Source organism: Bacillus sp. KICET-1, from assembly GCF_027721405.1.
GTDB classification, from domain to species: Bacteria; Bacillota; Bacilli; order Bacillales; family Bacillaceae; genus Bacillus; species Bacillus velezensis.
In genome coordinates, this window is record NZ_CP113515.1 from 3,396,543 (window position 1) to 3,415,941 (window position 19,399).

Below are 19,399 nucleotides of genomic sequence, written 5' to 3' on the forward strand. Positions count from 1 at the left end.
TATAAAATGTGTATCCCTCCTTCATAATTGGAATCGTTTGTCATTTTCGATGCTGTACGTTAAATGTAGACAATCTTCCATCCAGATATTGTCACATTCTGTAGAAAGCCGTATAAAACTAAAAAACAATCAATTCGTCATAGGTATAAAGTTTCTTTTTTCACTGTATAGATCATGGGGATAGGAAGGAAGACTGGCACAAAAAAGAAAAAGGACAAAACCATGTGGTCTTGTCCTTTTTTACATCAGCCGCGTTTGTTGCGGTTTCTTAAAAATGTAGGAATGTCGAGGGCATCATCCGCCGGCTGTGATGTATGGCGGTTCGCCGTGTTTTGATGCTGTGTTTCTTCTCGTTTCGGCTCACGTTTCGCAGCGTTTTGGCTTTGAGACTTCAATCCTTGGTTTAAAGTCGGGCGCTGCGGTTTTGAGTCATCTTTTTCCTGTTCGATAAAACCGGTCGCAATAACGGTGACGACGATTTCATCTTTCAGATTTTCATTGATAACTGAACCGAAAATCATGTTGACATCAGGGTCAGATGCAGAAGCGACGATGTCGGCTGCTTCCTGCACTTCGTAGAGGCTCAGGTTTGTACCTCCCGTAATGTTCATCAAAACACCTTGCGCTCCGTCGATTGCCGCTTCCAGTAACGGACTGGAGATCGCCTTTTTGGCGGCTTCAGCAGCACGGCTTTCGCCCGTAGCGATCCCGATACCCATCAATGCTGAACCTTTGTTGGACATGATGGTTTTGACATCGGCAAAGTCCAAGTTGATTAAACCAGGCGTCGCGATGAGGTCAGAGATACCTTGCACCCCTTGGCGAAGCACGTTATCAGCTTCACGGAATGCTTCAAGCATCGGTGTGTTTTTATCGACAATTTCAAGAATGCGGTCATTCGGAATAACGATCAGTGTGTCAACGGCTTCTTTCATTGCCGTGATACCGCCTGCAGCCTGCAGCTGGCGTTTTCTTCCTTCAAATGTAAACGGTCTTGTTACGACACCGACAGTCAAAGCGCCTAAGTCCTTTGCGATCTGCGCGATAACCGGTGCGGCTCCCGTTCCGGTACCGCCTCCCATTCCGGCTGTAACGAACACCATGTCAGCGCCTTTTAGCGCTTCTTCGATTTGTTCCTTACTTTCTTCAGCGGCTTTTTTGCCGACTTCCGGATTCGCTCCCGCTCCGAGACCGCGGGTCAGCTTTTCCCCGATCTGCATTTTCACTTCCGCTTTTGACAGGTTAAGAGCTTGCGCGTCCGTGTTTACCGCAATGTACTCTACACCCTGTACTTCATTTTCAATCATTCGGTTGACCGCGTTATTACCGCCGCCTCCTACTCCGATTACTTTAATTGATGCTAAGCCGTCTATGTTTGTTTCGAAATCCAACATGCTAAATCCTCCTAATCTGCCGAATGACTATCAATCTATTCCCAAAACATGCTTAATAGTTTTTTCATTTTGCTCGGTTTGTTGTGTTCGGCTTGTGTTTTTTGTTTTGCTTTTGGACGCTGCTGCGCCTCTGGCCGCTGATGATGTTCTTCTTCGTGAGAGACCGCGATTTCCTGCACGGCTTCTTCCGGCATATGAAAGCCTATTTTTCTTCCCTGAATTCTGGCATTTCGGCAGGCAAATTGTATCAAGCCGACACCCGTCATATACTGAGGGTCTCTTACACCGATATAATTCGGGCTTGCGACCCTTACATTGTGCCTCAGCACTTCCTGTGCCAATGAAAGCACTCCGGGCATAGCGGCCTGTCCGCCGGTCAGCACAAAGCCGCCGGGCAGATCTGTAATTCCCATATGCTCAATTTCGGCTGCGGCAATCTCAAGAATCTCTTCCACTCTTGCTTCAATAATATTGGCAATTTCCTGCTGTGTAAAAGATTGCTTTTGATTCGTTCCTATGACGGTGACTTCAAATACTTCATCTTCTGAAGCCTCATCGTAGAATGCATGTCCGAATTGTTTTTTTACTCTTTCAGCCTCTTCGGTGGAAGTGCGCAATCCGATCGATACATCTTTCGTGATGTTTTCGCCTCCGAGCGGAATGACGGCTGTCTCCTTCAGGTGTCCCTGTTCAAATACCGCCACCGTCGTCGAGCCGCCTCCGATATCAATCATGGCGACTCCGAGGTTTTTTTCGTCTTTTGACAAAGCCGCCGAACCGGCCGCAAGCGGCTGCAGGCAGATATCAGTAATTTCAACGCCCGCTCTCTCCACACAGCGAAGTAAATTATGTAAGATCGTTTTGGAGCCGGTAATCAGCGTGCCTTCTACTTCCAGGCGCACGCCGAGCATTTTTTTCGGATCGGTAATTTCGTCTCTTCCGTCAACGATAAACTGTTTAGGAACGACGTCTACGATCAGCTGCTCATGCGGAACTGACACGACCTGTGCCGCTTCCATTACCCTGCGGACGTCTTCAACGTGAATTTCTTTGTTTTCACTGGAAACAGCGACAACGCCGTTCGTATCTTGAATATGAATATAATTTCCATTAACGCCGACAATGGCTTTTTTCAGCGGAAAACCTACCATTCTTTCAGCTTGGTCAAACGCTTTTCTTATAGAATGAACGGTTTCATCTATATCAACGATTGAGCCTTTTTTCAACCCTTCAGACGGTACATTTCCCACTCCGATAATGTTAAGGGAATCATCTGTCATTTCTCCGACGATCACTTTTGTATTGGACGTACCGATGTCAAGACTGACGTAAAGTTCATTGTTGTTCATTCTATGGCACCTCCTCACATTTCGATCAAATTCTATTCTATTATTTGCGGAACAACAATACAATGAATGTGGCTTTACAAGTGTGTAACAAAAACAACAGCATCAACAAATTCTTATCTGATTTCTCACAATTTATGTTTAATGAAACTATTCGTTATATTCTATGTATATCCTCTTTTATATCGCATTTTTTTTATTTTTTTTAGAGACGGCCCACCTTACCGTAAGATTTCCTGTCACGGTGCCATAATGTGCAAACCAGATGCAAATATACCCGCTTTCCATTAGTCTACACTAAGATGAACCTCCAGAAAAGCTATAGATATTGCCAGAAACATCCGAAAAAAGAAGAAACAGGAGGAAAATTCCAAATGCAATGCTCATTGCAGAAGACACGCCCATTGCATTGAGAATTTTCCGCTTGTCCGGCAGCCATATCCCGGGCAAAAACAAACATAGTCATAATGATTCCGCTATCGGTTATATCGGCTGCCCCGCTGATTGTAATAGATTCTTTTGAATCACCTTTAAATTAGTTCTTTAGAACTATTAATCATTTTCTTTTTTCTTGCCGGATTTACCTTTGTTAAATTCTTCAAAATACGTAGCGACTTCTAAGTGGATAATCCCCTTTTTCCCGCCGTCCAGCTGGGAAACGATAGAAGGATAGGTCTTCATCCGGCCGGCAAACGTTTTAATAGAAGCGGTAACTACATACCCGTCGTTCATATACAGCTTGATCCGGTCCTGATCCATTTTTACCGGTGTATAATAGATTTCAGAAATCGACTGCTTAAGCGAACCGGAAAGCTTATCAAGCTGCTCCGCCATTTTGACCCGCTTTTTCGCGTTTGTCCAGTCAACCAAAATCGGGCCCGCGTCATCCGGTGTGACTTCGTTCGGCAGCACAGTGCCGTTCTCCAGCACTTCATAATACACATCATGTCGCTGCAGATACGCGATCGTCTTGTATTCTTCAATGTGAATGCTGACTTTGTTAGGAAATACTTTTGAAAGTTCCGCCTTTTTCACCAGCTTATTCTGCTCAATCTTTTCTTCTGTTTGTTTCTTGTTCAGACTCCAGAACTCGGTTTGTCCGTTATGTATATCAGAAAGCGCGTTGATCTCTTTTACAGAAACGTTTTCGTTTCCGGAAACGGTGACAGAAGACACTTTGCTGATCGGCATCTGCAAGTACACGATGATCAGCACCATCATAAAAAAGAGCACAATGAATGAAATCAGCCGGCGGTTTGCTTTTTGTTTCCGCTGCTCTTTGATTTTCGGAATCCGCTCTTCAATATTTACGATTTTTTCTCTTTCATGATTTGGGTTCACTGCCTGTCCACCTCACTAAGAATGAAACAGCTTGACATTCGTCTGATTGAAAAACAAACGGCATGCTGTGATGCCGTTTGACATTTGTTAAAAGTATATCACATGAGCTCATGTAATCAGAGAACCTTTTAACGATTCCCTCCGATGATTTCAACTTCTGTATGCATGTCAACATCATACTGCTCACGGATTGTCTTTTTCACATACTCAATCAGGTCTAGAACGTCCTTGGCAGTCGCTCCGCCGGCATTGACGATAAAATTCCCGTGCATTTCGGATACTTTCGCTCCGCCGATCTGATGTCCTTTTAATCCCGCTTTTTCAACGAGGTTTCCGGCATGATTCGGCAGCGGATTTCTGAATATGCTTCCGGCGCAGGGGCTTGAATACGGCTGAGTATTTTTTCTGTAATCTTTGTTCTGCTGCATTTGCGCCGTAATGGCTTCCCGTTCCTTCTGCTCAAGCTGAAGAACTGCCTCGAGACAGACGCCGGGGCGTTTTTTCTGCAAAACAGACGTTCTGTAGCTGAAATCCATCTCTTCGTTTGTCAGCCATTCGATTGTGCCGTCTTCAAATAAGATACGGGCTTTCACAAGAATCTCACTCATATCAGATCCGTGCGCCCCGGCATTCATATAGACGGCTCCGCCGATTGATCCGGGAATGCCCGCTGCAAATTCGAGACCGGACATTCCTTTTTTACTCATGGAAGTCGCAAGCCGGACGACCGAATAGCCGCCTCCGACCGTCACTTGATCACCGTCAATCTCCAAATGATCCAGACCCGCGCCCAGTTTGATGACAACTCCTCTTATGCCTTCATCAAGCACGAGCAGATTTGAACCGCGGCCGATAACCGTCCATGGCAGATCATGTTTCTTCACAATATCCATAATATCTTTGACCGCTTCCACACGGTTGGGGATGATCAAAATGTCCGCCGGACCGCCGATTTTCATCGTTGTATGGTTCGCGAGCGGTTCTTGTTCCAGCACTTTGCCGACTTCGCGGTCTCTTAATTCCTGAATTACGTTCTCCATCATAAACCTCCGCATTCCATTTGCTCTATTTTTTTATGTCTTTCATGATACTGTACAGTCTGGCTGCCGCATCCGGAACATCGAGTGATTTTGTCCGCTCACTCATGTCCTTTAAGGTTTCTTCATTCATGACGATTTTGTCCAGCGCAGCGATCAGTTTTTCTCCGCTGAGCTCGGTTTCCTTCAGTACGATTGCAGCGTCATGCTGGCTGAGCGCCTTCGCATTGACTTCCTGGTGATTGGCTGTCACATACGGGCTCGGAATAAGCACGCTCGGAATGCCGAGAGCGGTGATCTCCGCAATCGTCGTCGCTCCGGCTCTTGCCACAATGACATCAATTGATTGTAAGTACTCCGGCATTTGGTGCAAAAACGGTTTTGTCACCATATTATCAGCGGCTTTTCCGCCTTTCAGCTCAGCCGTTACCTTCTCGTAATGCACTTCCCCGGTAATATAAAGGACTTGGTAAGGTCTCGTTTTCAATTCTTCCTGCATATCTATAACGGCACGGTTAATGGGAGCCGCGCCTCTGCTTCCGCCGAAAATGAGCACCGTTTTTTGATTGTCTTTCAGCCCGAACTCAGTTAATGAACGGCCTGTCTTAATTGAGACGACTTCAGAGGCTCTCGGGTTTCCCGTAAACACAACTTTTTCAGCAGGAAAATGCGATTTTGCCTCTTCAAAGCAAATTGCCACCTTATTAACATATTTCGAGAGAAACTTATTTGTGATGCCGGGCAGGCTGTTTTGCTCATGAATGATCGTTGGAATCCCCATTTTTGCCGCCGCGTATACAACCGGACCGCATACATAGCCGCCTGTACCGATAACGGCATCCGGTTTAAACTCTTTTAAATATGATTTGCTTTTCGTCACGCCTTTTAAGAAACGCATGACGGTTTTTACATTTTCAAAAGAAAGTTTTCGTTTGAAACCTGTAATTTCAATGGCGCGAAACGGAATATTTTCCCGTTCAACAATTTTTTTCTCAAGGCCGTTCTCTGTTCCGATATACAAAAATTCCACATCCGGATGCCGGCGCTGAACTTCTTTAATAAAGGCCAGGGCCGGATAAATATGTCCTCCGGTTCCGCCTCCGCTTACTGCAATACGCATTCGTATGTCCCCCTTAATCACATAGCGATAACCCTGTTTTTTAGGACAGGGTTATTGATGTTGTCTGTTTTTTTATAGATAACGAATAAATCATGAGTGATGAGGCAAGATACAGATCAATACCTCGAGTACCGGCTGACATTTAAAAGCACGCCGACCGCTGCGAGCATCAGCGTCAGTGATGAGCCTCCGTAGCTTAAAAACGGCAGCGTAATTCCTGTTACCGGGATCAGCCCCGTCACAACGCCGATATTAATCATGACTTGAATAGCTATCATAGAAATAATACCGATGGCGACAAAGCTTCCGTATAAATCCGGCGCGCCGAGGGCAATCCTGACGCCCCGCCATAATAAAATACTGAACAGCAGCAATATGAGCGAACCGCCGATAAAGCCGAGTTCCTCAGATAAAATAGCAAAAATGAAATCGGTTTGCGGCTCCGGCAGGTAAAAAAACTTTTGCCGGCTTTGACCCAGCCCCATCCCGAACAGACCTCCCGGACCTACGGCATAGAGCGACTGAATGATCTGAAATCCGCTTCCAAGCGGATCCTCCCACGGGTTTAAGTAAGAGGTAATCCGTTTAATCCGATATGGAGCGGACAGAACAAGCGCCGCAAATCCGCTTAAACCGATGAGTCCGAGAAACGCGAAATGAGCGATTCGCGCACCGGAAACAAAAATCATCACGATGCACGTGCCCACCATTACCGTCCCCGTTCCCAGGTCGGGCTGGCACATGATAATAATAAATGCAGAAAACACGATTCCGAGCGCGGGAACGAATCCGCGTCTGAATGACGTAATGTTCTTCTGTTTTTCAGAAAGAAATTTAGCCAGAAACGCAATCATCGCGAGTTTCATAAACTCCGAAGGCTGAATGCTGAACGCTCCAACTCCGATCCAGCTTCTTGAACCGTTCCGCACCATTCCGACTCCCGGAATCAGCACAAGCACAAGCAGAAAAAAACAAATGATCAGAAGCAGCTTCGACCATGTGCGCCATGTCCAATAATCCACATTCATAATGAAAAACATGGCAATGACGCCGATCCCCGCAAACAGCAGCTGCCGTTTCGCGAAGAAAAACGAGTCGTCAAATTTATAATCCGCCCATACCGCACTTGCACTGTAGACCATAATTAATCCTATTGTTAAAAGCAATAACGTAATGATAACTAATAACAAATCAGGCGCTGTTTTTTTAGTAGTCAAAGCAATCGACACCCCAAGCATAAGTCATTTAGGGCTGCCGATGAACAGAGACAAGCCCTTACTTAAGCATATGCACGGCATCTATAAACATGTCACCGCGTTCTTCAAATGTTTTGAACTGATCCCAGCTTGCACACGCGGGTGACAAGAGGATGACGTCTCCTTCATTTGAGAGCGCAAACGCCGCAGATACTGCTTGTTCAACATTATCGACACGTTTGACATGTTGTATTCCCAGCTCATTGCCCAGTTTTTCTATCTTCGGCGCTGTCTGTCCGAACGTCAGGACCGCTTTGACATTGTCCATATACGGTTTCAGATCGTCAAAACCGTTGCCGCGGTCCAGTCCGCCTGCAAGCAGAATAACCGGAGCTTTGAACGCGGAGAGCGCTTTGCTTGTGGCCAAAATATTCGTCGCTTTGCTGTCATTATAAAATTTACGATTCTGGATCGCAGTTACATACTGCAGACGGTGTTTGACACCGGTAAAGCTTGTCAGCACCTTCTGAATCGCTTTATTAGACGCGCCCGCCGTTTTTGCCGCGGCTACAGCGGCCAATATATTTTCTAAATTGTGCGCGCCCGGCAGTACGATGTCATCAACAGGCAGAATCGCTTCATCGCCGAACATCAGCATTCCGTCTTTAATGAATGCGCCGCTTGACAGTTCCTGGTGAACTGAAAACGGAACGGTGCCGGCTTTTCCGCTTTCGGCAAGCCGCACGACTGTTTCATCGCTTTGATTCACGATGGCCGTATCACTCTCAAGCTGATGAAGATACACGTTCTGCTTGGCTTTTTCATAGTTTTCACGGCTGTGATGGTAATCCAAATGAGCGTCGAACACATTTAAAATCAGGCCGATTTCAGGTCTGAACGCATGAGTCCCCATAAGCTGGAACGAAGAAAGCTCTGTGACGATCCATTCATCACCGTCAGCATGATAAGCCACTTCACTGGCGACAGTGCCGATATTCCCTGCGATCAGCGCCTTTATCGAGTCAGCTTTCAGCATTTCATAAATCAGGGTCGTCGTTGTTGTTTTCCCGTTTGAACCTGTAATGCCGATGAATTTTGCATTGGTGATATAATACGCAAGCTCGATTTCCGTCCAGACCGGGATGCCTCTTCTTTGCGCTTCCTCCACCATGATATTTTCATACGGGATTCCGGGATTTTTGATCAGAATGGTAATGTGATGCTGATCAAAAAGTGACGTCGGATGCTCACCGCAGATGACTTCAATTCCTCTTTCTGCAAGCCTTTGGGCAGGTTCGTTCTCTTCAAAGGCTTTTTGATCATTCACGACGACGTTAACGCCTTTTTCATGAAGAATCGACGCAGCCGCATATCCGCTTTTCGCCAGTCCGAGGACCAGAAAGTTTTGTTTTTGCAAAAAAAGTTCGTTTTCCACTTATAACCACACCTCGATGTAAATTCCTAAAACGGCAAGCAGCAGTCCCGCAGTCCAGAATGTGACGACAACTCTCCATTCAGACCATCCGACCAATTCGTAATGGTGGTGAAGCGGACTCATCTTAAAGATTCGTTTTCCTGTCGTTTTAAAGCTGATGACTTGTAAGATAACAGATAAGGTCTCAATAACAAATACTCCGCCGATAATGACGAGCAGAATTTCAAGCTTCGTCAGAATGGCAACGGTCACGATCGCTCCTCCGAGCGCAAGCGAACCGGTATCCCCCATAAATACCTTGGCGGGATGGGCGTTGAATACAAGAAAACCGAGAACGGCGCCGACAACGGCAACCGAGAAAATCGCAACGTCATATTGTGACTGGTTCCACGCAAGGATGGCGAAAGCGCCGAATGCGATAGCCGCGGTACCGGACAAGAGACCGTCCAGACCGTCTGTCAGGTTGACGGCATTTGAACCTCCGACAAGCATAAAGAGAACGAGGATAAAGTATCCCCAGCCGAGATCGATTGACAGATGTGTGCCCGGCACCCTGATGCCGGTTGAAAAATGGCAATAATGATATACTCCGTAAAATACAATGGCAATAATGATCTGGCCGATCAATTTCTGCTTCGACGTCAATCCGAGATTCCGTTTCATTACTACTTTAATATAGTCATCCAGAAAGCCGAGCAGGCCGTATCCGATCGTAACAAACAGCAGAAGAAACATTTCCGCGCTCAGATGCGAAAATTTCTGCGTCATGACAATCGCCGTAATGGCGATGGATACGATAATCATGACCCCGCCCATCGTCGGCGTCCCTGATTTTTTCATATGTGATTTCGGCCCCTCTTCCCTGATACTTTGGCCGAATTTTAAACGTCTTAAAAACGGGATAAGAATCGGAGATATCAGAACACTGATTAAAAATCCCATTATTATTGTAAATAAAATCACTTGCTCAAGCATTGCTCTTTTCTCCTCCCGTTTCGTTCAAACGACATACGTATTTATCATATTCACATTGTGTCCCCGTAATTCTTTTCATTTCCCTCATTCTAACACTCTTTCCTGTTTTACTTTTTATTCAGCTCAACAATAGCTCTTCCCGCTACTTCGGCGTCATCAAAGTCGAATGTTTCATTGCCGATCTGCTGATAGGTTTCATGCCCTTTCCCGGCAATCAGAACCACATCTCCCTTTTTCGCGTTGGCAATGGCAAAAAAGATAGCCTGCTCGCGGTTTGCGATACTGTGATAGTAGGTGCCTTCTACCCCTCTTTCCATATCTCTTAATATGGCCAGCGGGTCCTCGCTTCTCGGGTTATCTGAAGTAAAAATCGGTTCGTCGGCAATCCGCACCGCAATTTCGGCCATTTTCGGGCGTTTCGTTTTGTCCCGGTCTCCGCCGCAGCCGACGACGACGAAAAGCTTGCCCTCTGTCATGTCTTTACATGTATTCAGAACGTTTTCCAGACTGTCAGGCGTGTGCGCGTAATCGACGACCACAGGAAACGGCTGATTATGATTCACCAGTTCAAACCGGCCTCTGACACCTTGAAGCTCTTCAAGAGCGCTTGCGATCGTATCAAACGGCAGTCCCGCTGCGATCGCTGTCGCCGCTGCAGCCAGTACGTTATACACGTTGAAGCGGCCGACGAGTGAAACCGTGATCTGCTTTGTTCCTTTTGGCGTAACGAGTTCAAAGCTTGTGCCTTGCGCAGAGATCTCGATTTGTTTCGCCATGACATCGGCATCGTTCTCGATTCCGTATGTAAGGATGTGCGCCGCCGTCACTTTTTCAAAATAAGCACTGGCTTTGTCATCTGCGTTTAAAACGGCCCGCTTCGGCTTTTCGTGGTTAAAGGAGCCGCCCAGCTGGGAAAACAGGAGGCTTTTAGCCTGTCTGTAGTCTTCCATCGTCTTGTGATAGTCTAAATGGTCCTGCGTCAGGTTCGTGAATACGGCGATATCATAATCGCAGCCGTGAACCCTGCCGAGTGACAGAGCGTGAGAAGACACTTCCATAATAGCTGTGTCAACATGCTCATCATTCATTTTCTTGAACGTTTTTTGCAGTGTGACGCTTTCGGGCGTTGTATTTTTGACCGGGAATGTCTCATCCCCGATTTTAATGTACATCGTTCCGATTAAACCGGTCTGCCTTCCCGCTTTTTTGAAAATCTCATCAACCATGTGCGTCGTTGATGTTTTGCCGTTTGTGCCGGTGATGCCGATAAGCTGAAGCTGCTTTGTCGGCTGCCCATAAAACGCGTCAGAAAGAACGCTGAGCGCCCGCTGTGACCGGCGGACGATAATGACAGGAACATCGACGTCAAGCTCTTTCTCGGCAACGATGGCCGCTGCGCCGTTTTCTGCGGCTTTTTGGGCGAAATCATGTCCGTCTACCGTATACCCTTTTATACATACAAAAAGACTCCCTTTTCTCACTTCCCTGGAGTCCATCTCAATTGAAGTTATGTCAGGGTCATGAAAGTCATTTTGAACAGGTTCGGCCATTAAATATGTAAGCAGCTTTGTAAGTTTCATTGTATCAAACCTCTCAGAAATTCTATTCATTCTTTTATCATGATAACCGTTTATAAAAGTCAGAATGGCTTTTAAACATACAGTTCATATTTTAGCGTAAATAAAAGGATACATCCAGTTAATCTTAAAAGTTATCTTCTTTTTTTCTCTTTATGATAAGAGGCAGCCGAAAACAATCGGCTGCCTCAAAAAGACTCATTCTTCACTCAAGTAAACACGGATCTTTGAGCCTTCTTTTACTTTCGTTCCGGCTGCAGGTGATTGTTTCACAATTTTGCTTCCTTTTCCTGAGGAGTCTATATTCAAATTGACAAGCAGCGACTCAAGATCAGAGACAGACATCCCTACAACATTCGGAACCTCTATTGTTTTTGTGTCGTTCCATTGATATTTTTTCTCGATTTGATTTTTTCGCGGTTTGACGCCGAGCTCAGGCAGACTGTCTCTCATCATATTTCCGACAATCGGCGCGGCGACGGTTCCCCCGAATTGAATCGTACCTTTCGGATTATCAACCGCGACATATACGACAAGGCTCGGGTCATCAGCCGGCGCAAAACCGATAAAGGAGACGATATGGTTGTTTTCGAGATATTTGCCGTCTTTAACCTTTTGTGCGGTACCTGTTTTTCCGCCGACGCGATATCCTTCCACAAAGGCATTCCGCCCCGTTCCCTGAGCGACGACGCTTTCTAAAGCATATCTGATCTGCTTTGACGTTTCCTGGGAAATAACTTGCCTTTTCGCAATCGGCGATTGTTTCTTAACGGTTTTTTTCGTAACGGGATCAACCCACTCTTTGGCGATAAACGGAGTATAAAGCGTTCCGCCGTTTATTGCCGCGGAAACGGCTGCCACCTGCTGAATCGGCGTGACGGAAACCCCTTGTCCGAAAGCGGTTGTCGCCTGTTCGACCGGGCCGACTCTGTCAAGCGGGAATAAGATCCCCGTTCCTTCCCCTTGCAGATCAATGCCTGTTTTCTTTCCAAAGCCGAAGTCCTTAATATATTGAAACAGCTTTTGTTTTCCGAGCCGTTCCCCCAGCTGTACAAACCCGGGGTTGCAGGAATTTTGAACGACTTCAAGATAAGATTGCGAACCGTGGCCGCCCTTTTTCCAGCATCGGAGGCGGGCGCCGTCGACCTCGGCAAATCCTTTGTCATAAAAGTGGTCTCTTTGCAAGTTTACTTTTTGCTCTTGGAGAGCCGCCGCAAGCGTAATAATCTTAAAGGTCGAACCCGGTTCATATGTGCTCCATACCGGCAGGTTCCGGTTGTAAACGGACGGATCCACCGATTGGTAGTCAGCCGGATCAAAATCAGGACGGCTTGACATGCCGAGCACTTCCCCGTTTTTCGGATTCATTGCGACCGCAATCATTCCGTCCGGGTTATATTTCGCCGCTGCATTGTCGAGCTCCCTTTCTATAATCGTCTGAACCTTGGCGTCAATCGTCAATTTCATATCAAGTCCGTCTTTCGGAGGGGTGTAATCATCCGCTTCATCAGGCATTTTCTTCCCCTTGGCATCCGTATAAAATTTCACAGATCCCTTGACACCTTTTAAGTCATCATCATAATAAGCCTCCAATCCGAGAAGGCCCTGGTTATCAATACCGGCAAAACCGAGAACATGGGACAAAAAGCTTCCGTACGGATAATGGCGGATGCTGTCTTCAGCCACATAAACCCCTTTTAAGTCTAGCGCTTTGATTTCTTTCGCTTTTTTATTGGAAATTTTCCGCCCCTCGGGTGAGATTTTTTCTATGGAGGTTTTCTTAGTAATGTGTTTGTAGACCTTCTCTTCCGACATATTTAAAACTGACGCGAGAAGCTTGCCCGTTTTTATGGGATTTTGGATCTGGCGCGGTACGACAAAGACGGTCGGCGCGCTTTTATTAGTAGCCAGCTTCACGCCGTTTCGGTCAAGAATCTCTCCCCGCTCAGGCTCAAACGGCAAATTCCGGCTCCAGGAATCCTTAGCCAGTGAAGTCAGCTTTTCTCCCATCACAAATTGGACATAGCCTAATCTGCTGTCAATGATCAAAAAAATGATTACGCCAAAAAGCAAAACCAGTAATAAACGTTTTCGAACCGTTACATTTGAAACGCGCAAGGGACCGTCCACTCCTTATTTAGGCTTGTTTCAATTTATGCCTCAGCTTGGACACATAGAACGGCGGCGCATAAAAAAGAAGCCCGCGGGCATCCGCGGACTTCTCTGTCCCGTTAATCAGGATTTTTAAATTTCACCTTGATCACGGTATTTTCTTTCAGTTCTTTGCCTTTTTTCACACTTTGGCTTGAAGCGTAACCTTCACCGCTCACATCAATGTGAATGCCTGATACTTTGCTGAATTGAAGCACTTCCCGTCTCGACCATCCGGACATATCCGGCATCGTCATCTTTCCGTCTGTTTTTAAGAAGATTTTCTGATTGGTGATCACATCTTCTCCAGCTGTCGGATACTGCTCTTTTACGGCAACATCGCTGCCGATGACAATCGGTGTGAGATGTTCATTTTTCGCTTCCTTCTCAGCGCTCTTGACCGTCTTATCTGTCAGGTCAGGCATCTTTTGGCTTTTCGTTTCTTCCTGACCGGAATCTGTTTTTTCCGTCGGTTCGATATTCAGGTAGTGGAGGCTGTTTTTCATCGTCGGGTTAAAGATTTCCGCGACGGGATCAGAGCTGCTTTGACCCGCTTTTAATTGCGGCTGCTGCACGGCTACATAGATGACGAGCTTAGGATCATTTTTCGGCGCCATGCCCATGAATGAAAACACATAGTTGCTCGTTCCCTTTAAATATCCGCCCGTCCCGGCGATTTGCGCGGTTCCCGTTTTACCCGCGACGTCAAATCCTTCAATTTTATAAGGTTTTCCCGTTCCGATGTCTGACGTCACGACTTCTCCGAGCAGGTTCCGGACTTTTTTCGCCGTATCGGCTGAAATCGGCGTGCCTACTTGCTCTGGTTTTGTCTGCTTGACGACTTTTTTCGTATCGGGGTCGACAATATGATCAATGACGTAAGGTTTCATCATTTTGCCGTTATTGGCAATCGCCGTGACGGCCTGAAGCTGCTGGATCGGCGTTATCGCCGATGCTTGGCCGTAAGCCGTAGACGCTTTGTCAAAATCATATTTGTAGTTAATTTTACTTGATACTTCACCGGGCAGATCAATCCCTGTTTTTTGATAGAGCCCGAATTTGTGCAGGTACTCATTAAACCGGTCAAACCCCAGTTTTTCGTTGGCCAGTTTGGCGAAAGCAACATTCGATGACCTCATGAGGCCGTCACGGAAGCTTGTCATACCCCAGCCGGCGCCTTCGTTCCAATCTTTAACAGGTTTGCCTCCCACTTTATATGTTCCTGATTTATATTTCTCGTTTGCAGAAAACACATTTTCCTGAATCGCCGCGGCAAGCGTAAAGATCTTCATCGTTGAACCCGGTTCATACGCGTACGACACTAAGTCATTGTAATAATTGGTGACGTTTCTGATATTCGGGTCAAAACTCGGACGCTGCCCCATCGCGAGCACTTTGCCTGTTTTCGGTTCTACGACAGCCGCCATGATTTTTTTCGGTTTGTATTTTTCCGCTACTTTCGTCATGCTGTCTTCTAAAAAAGTTTGAATTTTCTGATCAATGGTTAAATATACATTGTCACCGTTTTTAGGTGCGGTGATTTTTTCTTTGCTGTTCGGAAGTTTCCAGCCGGATTTATCACTTTCGTAAGTGACGGATCCGTCGCGTTCCGTCAGATAGTTATTCAGTATTTTTTCAAGCCCTAAAGAGCCCTGTATCTCGTTTGTTTTTTCATTCACATCGGCATAGCCGAGAACATTTGACAAAAATACACCGTTCGGATAGTAGCGCTTCGTATCTCTTAAGAAAGAAATACCCGGAAGATTCATTTTTTCGATCTTTTGTTTTTTCGCATAAGAGATATCGCGGCCGGCTGAACCGAATTCCACCTGCTTCGCGCCATCCCTGTTTAAGATGTCCAGAATCTCGCTTTTATCAAGATTGATAACGGTCGCCAGCTTTTCCGCCGTTTTCTCTTTGTCTTTGACATGCTGAGGATGCTTCTTGTCGGTCGTCATCTTTTTATCAAGCACGGCAATGAGCTTATATGTCGCCGTGTCCTCTGCAAGCACTTTGCCGTTCCGGTCAAAAATAGAGCCGCGGCTCGCTTCTATCGTCCGCTTTTTTTCGTGCTGCTCGGTCGCTTTTGTTGCAAGTTCTACACCGTTTGCTTTACCGGTTAATTGAATGTACGCCATTCTCCCGAGAATGACAAAGAAAAAGAGAGCGAAACAAATACTGAGTATCGCTGCTCCTCTGTTCATAAACTTATTTTTTTTCGGCATGGGTTATCATTCCTGTATGTTTTTCACTTTTTTATCTTTCAGATTCAAACCGTGCTTTTTGGCGATATCCATCAGGCGTTGCGGCTGGCTTAAGTCAGCAGCCGTCTTTTCGAGATCACCGATCTGCTTATTCTGCTCAGATACTTTCTCCTCCAGTTTTTGCACCTCAATATTAGATTGGTAAGCCGCGTATGCCTTTGATACGATAAACATTGATGTGGAGAGAACGGCAATGGCAAACAGGACGAGCAGCACCTTTTCCCCGAGTGTAATGGAAGCCCTCTTTTTGACAATCACCTTTTTTTCGGGACTTATCACTGGCCGTTGTTGTTTTTCCTGCTGGTAAGCTAAGTTGCTCATAGGCTGATGACCTCCTTTAATGTTGTCATTTGCTGCCCGTTATTTTCGTTTCTCCGCAATGCGGAGCTTCGCTGACCGGGCGCGGTTATTTTCTTCAAGCTCCTCTTTTGATGCCGTAATGGGCTTTCTCGTAATTAGTTTTAATTCCGGTTCAAATTCTTCCGGTATCACGGGAAGACCCGGAGGCAGTTCGGGAAGTGATGATTTTTCCTTGAATGTCGTCTTGCACATTCTGTCTTCCAGCGAGTGAAAAGTGATCACAGACACCCTTCCGCCCGGCTTCAGCACCTCTATCGCTTGCAAGAGGGCCTCTTCAAATACTTGAAGCTCGTCGTTTACGGCGATTCGAATGGCTTGGAATACACGTTTGGCCGGATGACCTCCGCTTCTTCTCGCCGGAGCCGGTATCGCGTCCTTTATTAGATCGACCAGTTGGCCGGTTGTTTGAATAGGCGATTTTTCTCTAGCCTCTTCAATTTTTCGGGCGATCTGCTTGCTGAATTTTTCTTCTCCGTATTTAAAGAAAATCCTCACAAGGTCCTCATACCGCCATTCATTTACGACTTCTTTCGCCGTAAGGGCGGCCGACTGGTCCATCCTCATGTCCAGCGGTGCGTCATGATGATAGCTGAATCCCCGTTCCGGTGTATCAAGCTGCGGAGAGGATACTCCTAAATCAAATAAAATTCCGTCAACACTCGTAATGCCGTGTTCATGTAAACACTCTTTTAAATAACGAAAGTTGCTTTTCACCAGAATAAGCTGTCCTTTGTATTCGGACAATGTTTTCTTTGCGTTTTCAAGTGCTGTGTCATCTTGGTCAAAGGCGATCAAGCGTCCTTTTTCCGATAATTGCTGCAATAAATATGTACTGTGCCCGGCGCCGCCAAGGGTGCAGTCCACATAGGTTCCGTCCGGTTTGATATTTAAACCGTCGACGGTTTCACGAAGAAGTACTGTCTTATGCTGAAACATTTGTGTCGGTCCCACCTTTATCAGGAATGAATTGAATTGTCAGTTGTTGTTGTGATGCACGAAGATCCATTATATATCAAATCCAATCATGTTTTCAGCAATTTCAGCGAATGAATCTTCTTGCTCTTCTGTGTATTGTTCCCATATTACCTTACTCCACAATTCAATTCGATTGGAAACCCCGATGACAACACATTCTTTTTCCAGTTTTGCGTAATTCAGAAGAGATGACGCAATATTAACCCTTCCCTGCTTGTCCAGTTCGCATTCGGTCGCACCGGAAAAAAAGAATCGGGTAAATGCGCGGGCGTCTTTTTTGGTGAGCGGCAGAGCCTTCAGCTTTTCTTCAATCAGCTTCCATTCATTCATCGGATAGCCGAAAAGGCATTGGTCCAGTCCTCTGGTCAGCACAAACTGCTCACCGAGGCCTTCTCTGAATTTTGCGGGTACGATCATGCGGCCCTTTGCATCAACGGTATGCCGGTATTCACCCATAAACATGATAAGGACCCCCACTTTCTCCCCTAAACTCACCACTATCCGCCACTTCTCTCCACAACCTCATTTTACACTGTTTACACATAAAAAAAAACCCTGAACTATTCAGGGTTCTTTAAAACTTTATTTCAAAGTTTGACAATCTGATGTTGGTTTTGAAAAGAAAATGGCAGATGTTTGAAGGTTGTGAAGAATTTTGGACCGTAGCGGTTCAGATAATACATCACATTCCAAATCCGTTCCTGCGGAGCGCCGAGCGGTCTGATGCTGTTTTGGATTCTTTCATAGTCACGCAGCACAAAGCCTTCTTTTTCTTCAATTCTTTTCGTTACCGTCCGTTCTAAAAACAAGAGCTGATCTTGAATGAAAGCGGCATTCTTCTGTAAGAGCGGCTCAAGGCTTGAATCGACCTTCAGCGCTTCGTCCCTTGCGCTTTTATGGACAGCTTCAATCTGCGACTTCGCCTGCTCCATTACAGAAGAAAACTCTTCCGGAATCTGCTCTTCAAAATAATTGTCTTTCAGGTGTCCGGTGCCGTGTTCGATCGCTTCCTGAAGCGGGATATTCCGTTCTGAAAGCTTCTTTTCAATATGGCGCTCAAGAATCGTAATGTTCAGTCTCGGCACTACCGGCGTCATGCGAAAGCCCATTAATGAGAAAGCCTGCTTCAGCTCCCCCCAATAATTGATCTCCCCCGGTCCCGCGATAAACGCCAGAGTCGGGATGAGAAACTCCTGCATAAGCGGCCTTGTCACAACGTTATTGCTGAAACATTCCGGTTTTTCTTCCATATGGGTATGAAGCTCGTCGTTCGTCCACTTCAGGTCAAGCTCTTTAATCATAAAAACGCCGTTTTCTTTTTCAATTAAGAAACGCTCTCCCTCATGTTCGTAAAACAGATTGGCCTGATCTTTGTCCGATTCAATAATCGGGTGATAACCGGCTTCCCGCATAAAACGCTGCTGGTCTGAAACGGCTTTGGCAAGCTCATGATTGTGTTTTAAAATCTGCTGAAACATACCCGTTTCCAGCTTTTTAATCCCCGGATCTCCCGAATTCAACAGAATAAGGCCTTCTTCTTGAAACAAGTCGGCGATCAACAGCTCAAAAAAGTCCGTGAATGTCTCTGATGAGCGTAAACATCGCTTCACGTTTTGAAGGAGTGTGTTTGTGTGATCCGTTTCCTCAAAAGCAGCGAACACTTCATCAATCCAAGCCGCGCATTTTTCCTGATCAAGCTCGGTTTTAGCCGCCGATGTTTTTTTCCAGTACGACTGCGGCAGTTTCTGTTTCACCGGACCTTTATTCTCTGTTGACGTATGCACAAAATTGATTTCTTCCAGATCGTGATCTTCACCCGCCACCCAGAAAATCGGAACGACAGGAATCTGTAACGCCTCTTCCTGCTGTCTGGCAAGTACGATAATGGAGATAATTTTATGTATGGTGTAAAGAGGCCCCGTTAAAAGACCGGCCTGCTGGCCGCCTACTACCGCTGCGCTTTTTGGATCTCTCAGTTTTTCGATGGAGGCCTGCATGGCGGCGGAGTGAAATTTTTCGTGATAGGAGGATAAATAATCCGCTAATTCCTCTCTGGCAAACGGCCGCGAAGACAAGTCATGAAGCCGCTTTTGCCATACGTCCTCTGAATGAATATCATAATCAAAAAATGAAGACATGTTTTCTCCATCTATATAGTGCTGCACAAACTTATTTTGACTTTTGATGGAAAGTTCAGTTAGCTGCATCTGTCTGGAACTTCCTTTCTC

15 protein-coding genes are annotated in these 19,399 nt (G+C 46.1%); all 15 read right to left on the bottom strand.

The window, feature by feature from the left end; genetic code table 11:
- Positions 1 to 245 precede the first annotated feature (245 nt).
- The 15 genes from ftsZ to bshC all read right to left on the bottom strand — a co-directional run bounded on the left by ftsZ (position 246) and on the right by bshC (position 19,378).
- Positions 246 to 1,394 carry a cell division protein FtsZ gene (gene ftsZ, locus OVA33_RS17100; protein ID WP_014417721.1) on the bottom strand — a complete coding sequence of 383 codons (1,149 nt, stop codon included), beginning with the start codon at positions 1,392 to 1,394 and terminating at the stop codon, positions 246 to 248.
- Between the two features lie 35 nt (positions 1,395 to 1,429).
- Complete coding sequence (gene ftsA / locus OVA33_RS17105) at positions 1,430 to 2,743, bottom strand: cell division protein FtsA (protein ID WP_003154425.1); 1,314 nt, start codon at positions 2,741 to 2,743, stop codon at positions 1,430 to 1,432.
- Positions 2,744 to 3,292: 549 nt separating this feature from the next.
- The gene (locus OVA33_RS17110; RefSeq protein WP_007409710.1) at positions 3,293 to 4,081 is read right to left on the bottom strand and encodes a cell division protein FtsQ/DivIB; all 789 of its coding nucleotides are present in this window, start codon (positions 4,079 to 4,081) and stop codon (positions 3,293 to 3,295) included.
- Positions 4,082 to 4,209: 128 nt separating this feature from the next.
- Complete coding sequence (gene murB, locus OVA33_RS17115; RefSeq protein ID WP_015388267.1) at positions 4,210 to 5,121, bottom strand: UDP-N-acetylmuramate dehydrogenase; 912 nt, start codon at positions 5,119 to 5,121, stop codon at positions 4,210 to 4,212.
- 25 nt (positions 5,122 to 5,146) lie between these two features.
- The gene (gene murG, locus OVA33_RS17120; RefSeq protein ID WP_110085517.1) at positions 5,147 to 6,238 is read right to left on the bottom strand and encodes an undecaprenyldiphospho-muramoylpentapeptide beta-N-acetylglucosaminyltransferase; all 1,092 of its coding nucleotides are present in this window, start codon (positions 6,236 to 6,238) and stop codon (positions 5,147 to 5,149) included.
- A 116-nt stretch (positions 6,239 to 6,354) separates the two neighbouring features.
- The gene (gene spoVE, locus OVA33_RS17125) at positions 6,355 to 7,455 is read right to left on the bottom strand and encodes a stage V sporulation protein E (RefSeq protein ID WP_003154430.1); all 1,101 of its coding nucleotides are present in this window, start codon (positions 7,453 to 7,455) and stop codon (positions 6,355 to 6,357) included.
- 58 nt (positions 7,456 to 7,513) lie between these two features.
- The gene (murD, locus tag OVA33_RS17130; protein WP_025649484.1) at positions 7,514 to 8,869 is read right to left on the bottom strand and encodes a UDP-N-acetylmuramoyl-L-alanine--D-glutamate ligase; all 1,356 of its coding nucleotides are present in this window, start codon (positions 8,867 to 8,869) and stop codon (positions 7,514 to 7,516) included.
- Positions 8,870 to 9,844, bottom strand: coding sequence for a phospho-N-acetylmuramoyl-pentapeptide-transferase (mraY, locus tag OVA33_RS17135; RefSeq protein WP_007409707.1), 975 nt, complete (start codon positions 9,842 to 9,844; stop codon positions 8,870 to 8,872).
- A 107-nt stretch (positions 9,845 to 9,951) separates the two neighbouring features.
- Positions 9,952 to 11,424 carry a UDP-N-acetylmuramoyl-L-alanyl-D-glutamate--2,6-diaminopimelate ligase gene (locus OVA33_RS17140; RefSeq protein ID WP_017417733.1) on the bottom strand — a complete coding sequence of 491 codons (1,473 nt, stop codon included), beginning with the start codon at positions 11,422 to 11,424 and terminating at the stop codon, positions 9,952 to 9,954.
- 195 nt (positions 11,425 to 11,619) lie between these two features.
- Positions 11,620 to 13,539, bottom strand: a complete 1,920-nt coding sequence (locus OVA33_RS17145) for a stage V sporulation protein D (protein ID WP_003154438.1) — start codon at positions 13,537 to 13,539, stop codon at positions 11,620 to 11,622.
- Between the two features lie 113 nt (positions 13,540 to 13,652).
- Entirely contained in the window at positions 13,653 to 15,797 is a 2,145-nt protein-coding gene (pbpB, locus tag OVA33_RS17150) for a penicillin-binding protein 2B (protein ID WP_128974070.1), read from the bottom strand.
- Between the two features lie 6 nt (positions 15,798 to 15,803).
- Positions 15,804 to 16,157, bottom strand: a complete 354-nt coding sequence (gene ftsL, locus OVA33_RS17155) for a cell division protein FtsL (protein WP_017417731.1) — start codon at positions 16,155 to 16,157, stop codon at positions 15,804 to 15,806.
- A 39-nt stretch (positions 16,158 to 16,196) separates the two neighbouring features.
- Positions 16,197 to 17,132: a 16S rRNA (cytosine(1402)-N(4))-methyltransferase RsmH gene (gene rsmH, locus OVA33_RS17160; protein ID WP_007409704.1), complete on the bottom strand. Its 936-nt coding sequence runs from the start codon at positions 17,130 to 17,132 to the stop codon at positions 16,197 to 16,199.
- A 69-nt stretch (positions 17,133 to 17,201) separates the two neighbouring features.
- Positions 17,202 to 17,633, bottom strand: a complete 432-nt coding sequence (mraZ, locus tag OVA33_RS17165) for a division/cell wall cluster transcriptional repressor MraZ (protein WP_007409703.1) — start codon at positions 17,631 to 17,633, stop codon at positions 17,202 to 17,204.
- 125 nt (positions 17,634 to 17,758) lie between these two features.
- Positions 17,759 to 19,378 carry a bacillithiol biosynthesis cysteine-adding enzyme BshC gene (gene bshC, locus OVA33_RS17170; protein ID WP_029973503.1) on the bottom strand — a complete coding sequence of 540 codons (1,620 nt, stop codon included), beginning with the start codon at positions 19,376 to 19,378 and terminating at the stop codon, positions 17,759 to 17,761.
- Positions 19,379 to 19,399 lie beyond the last annotated feature (21 nt).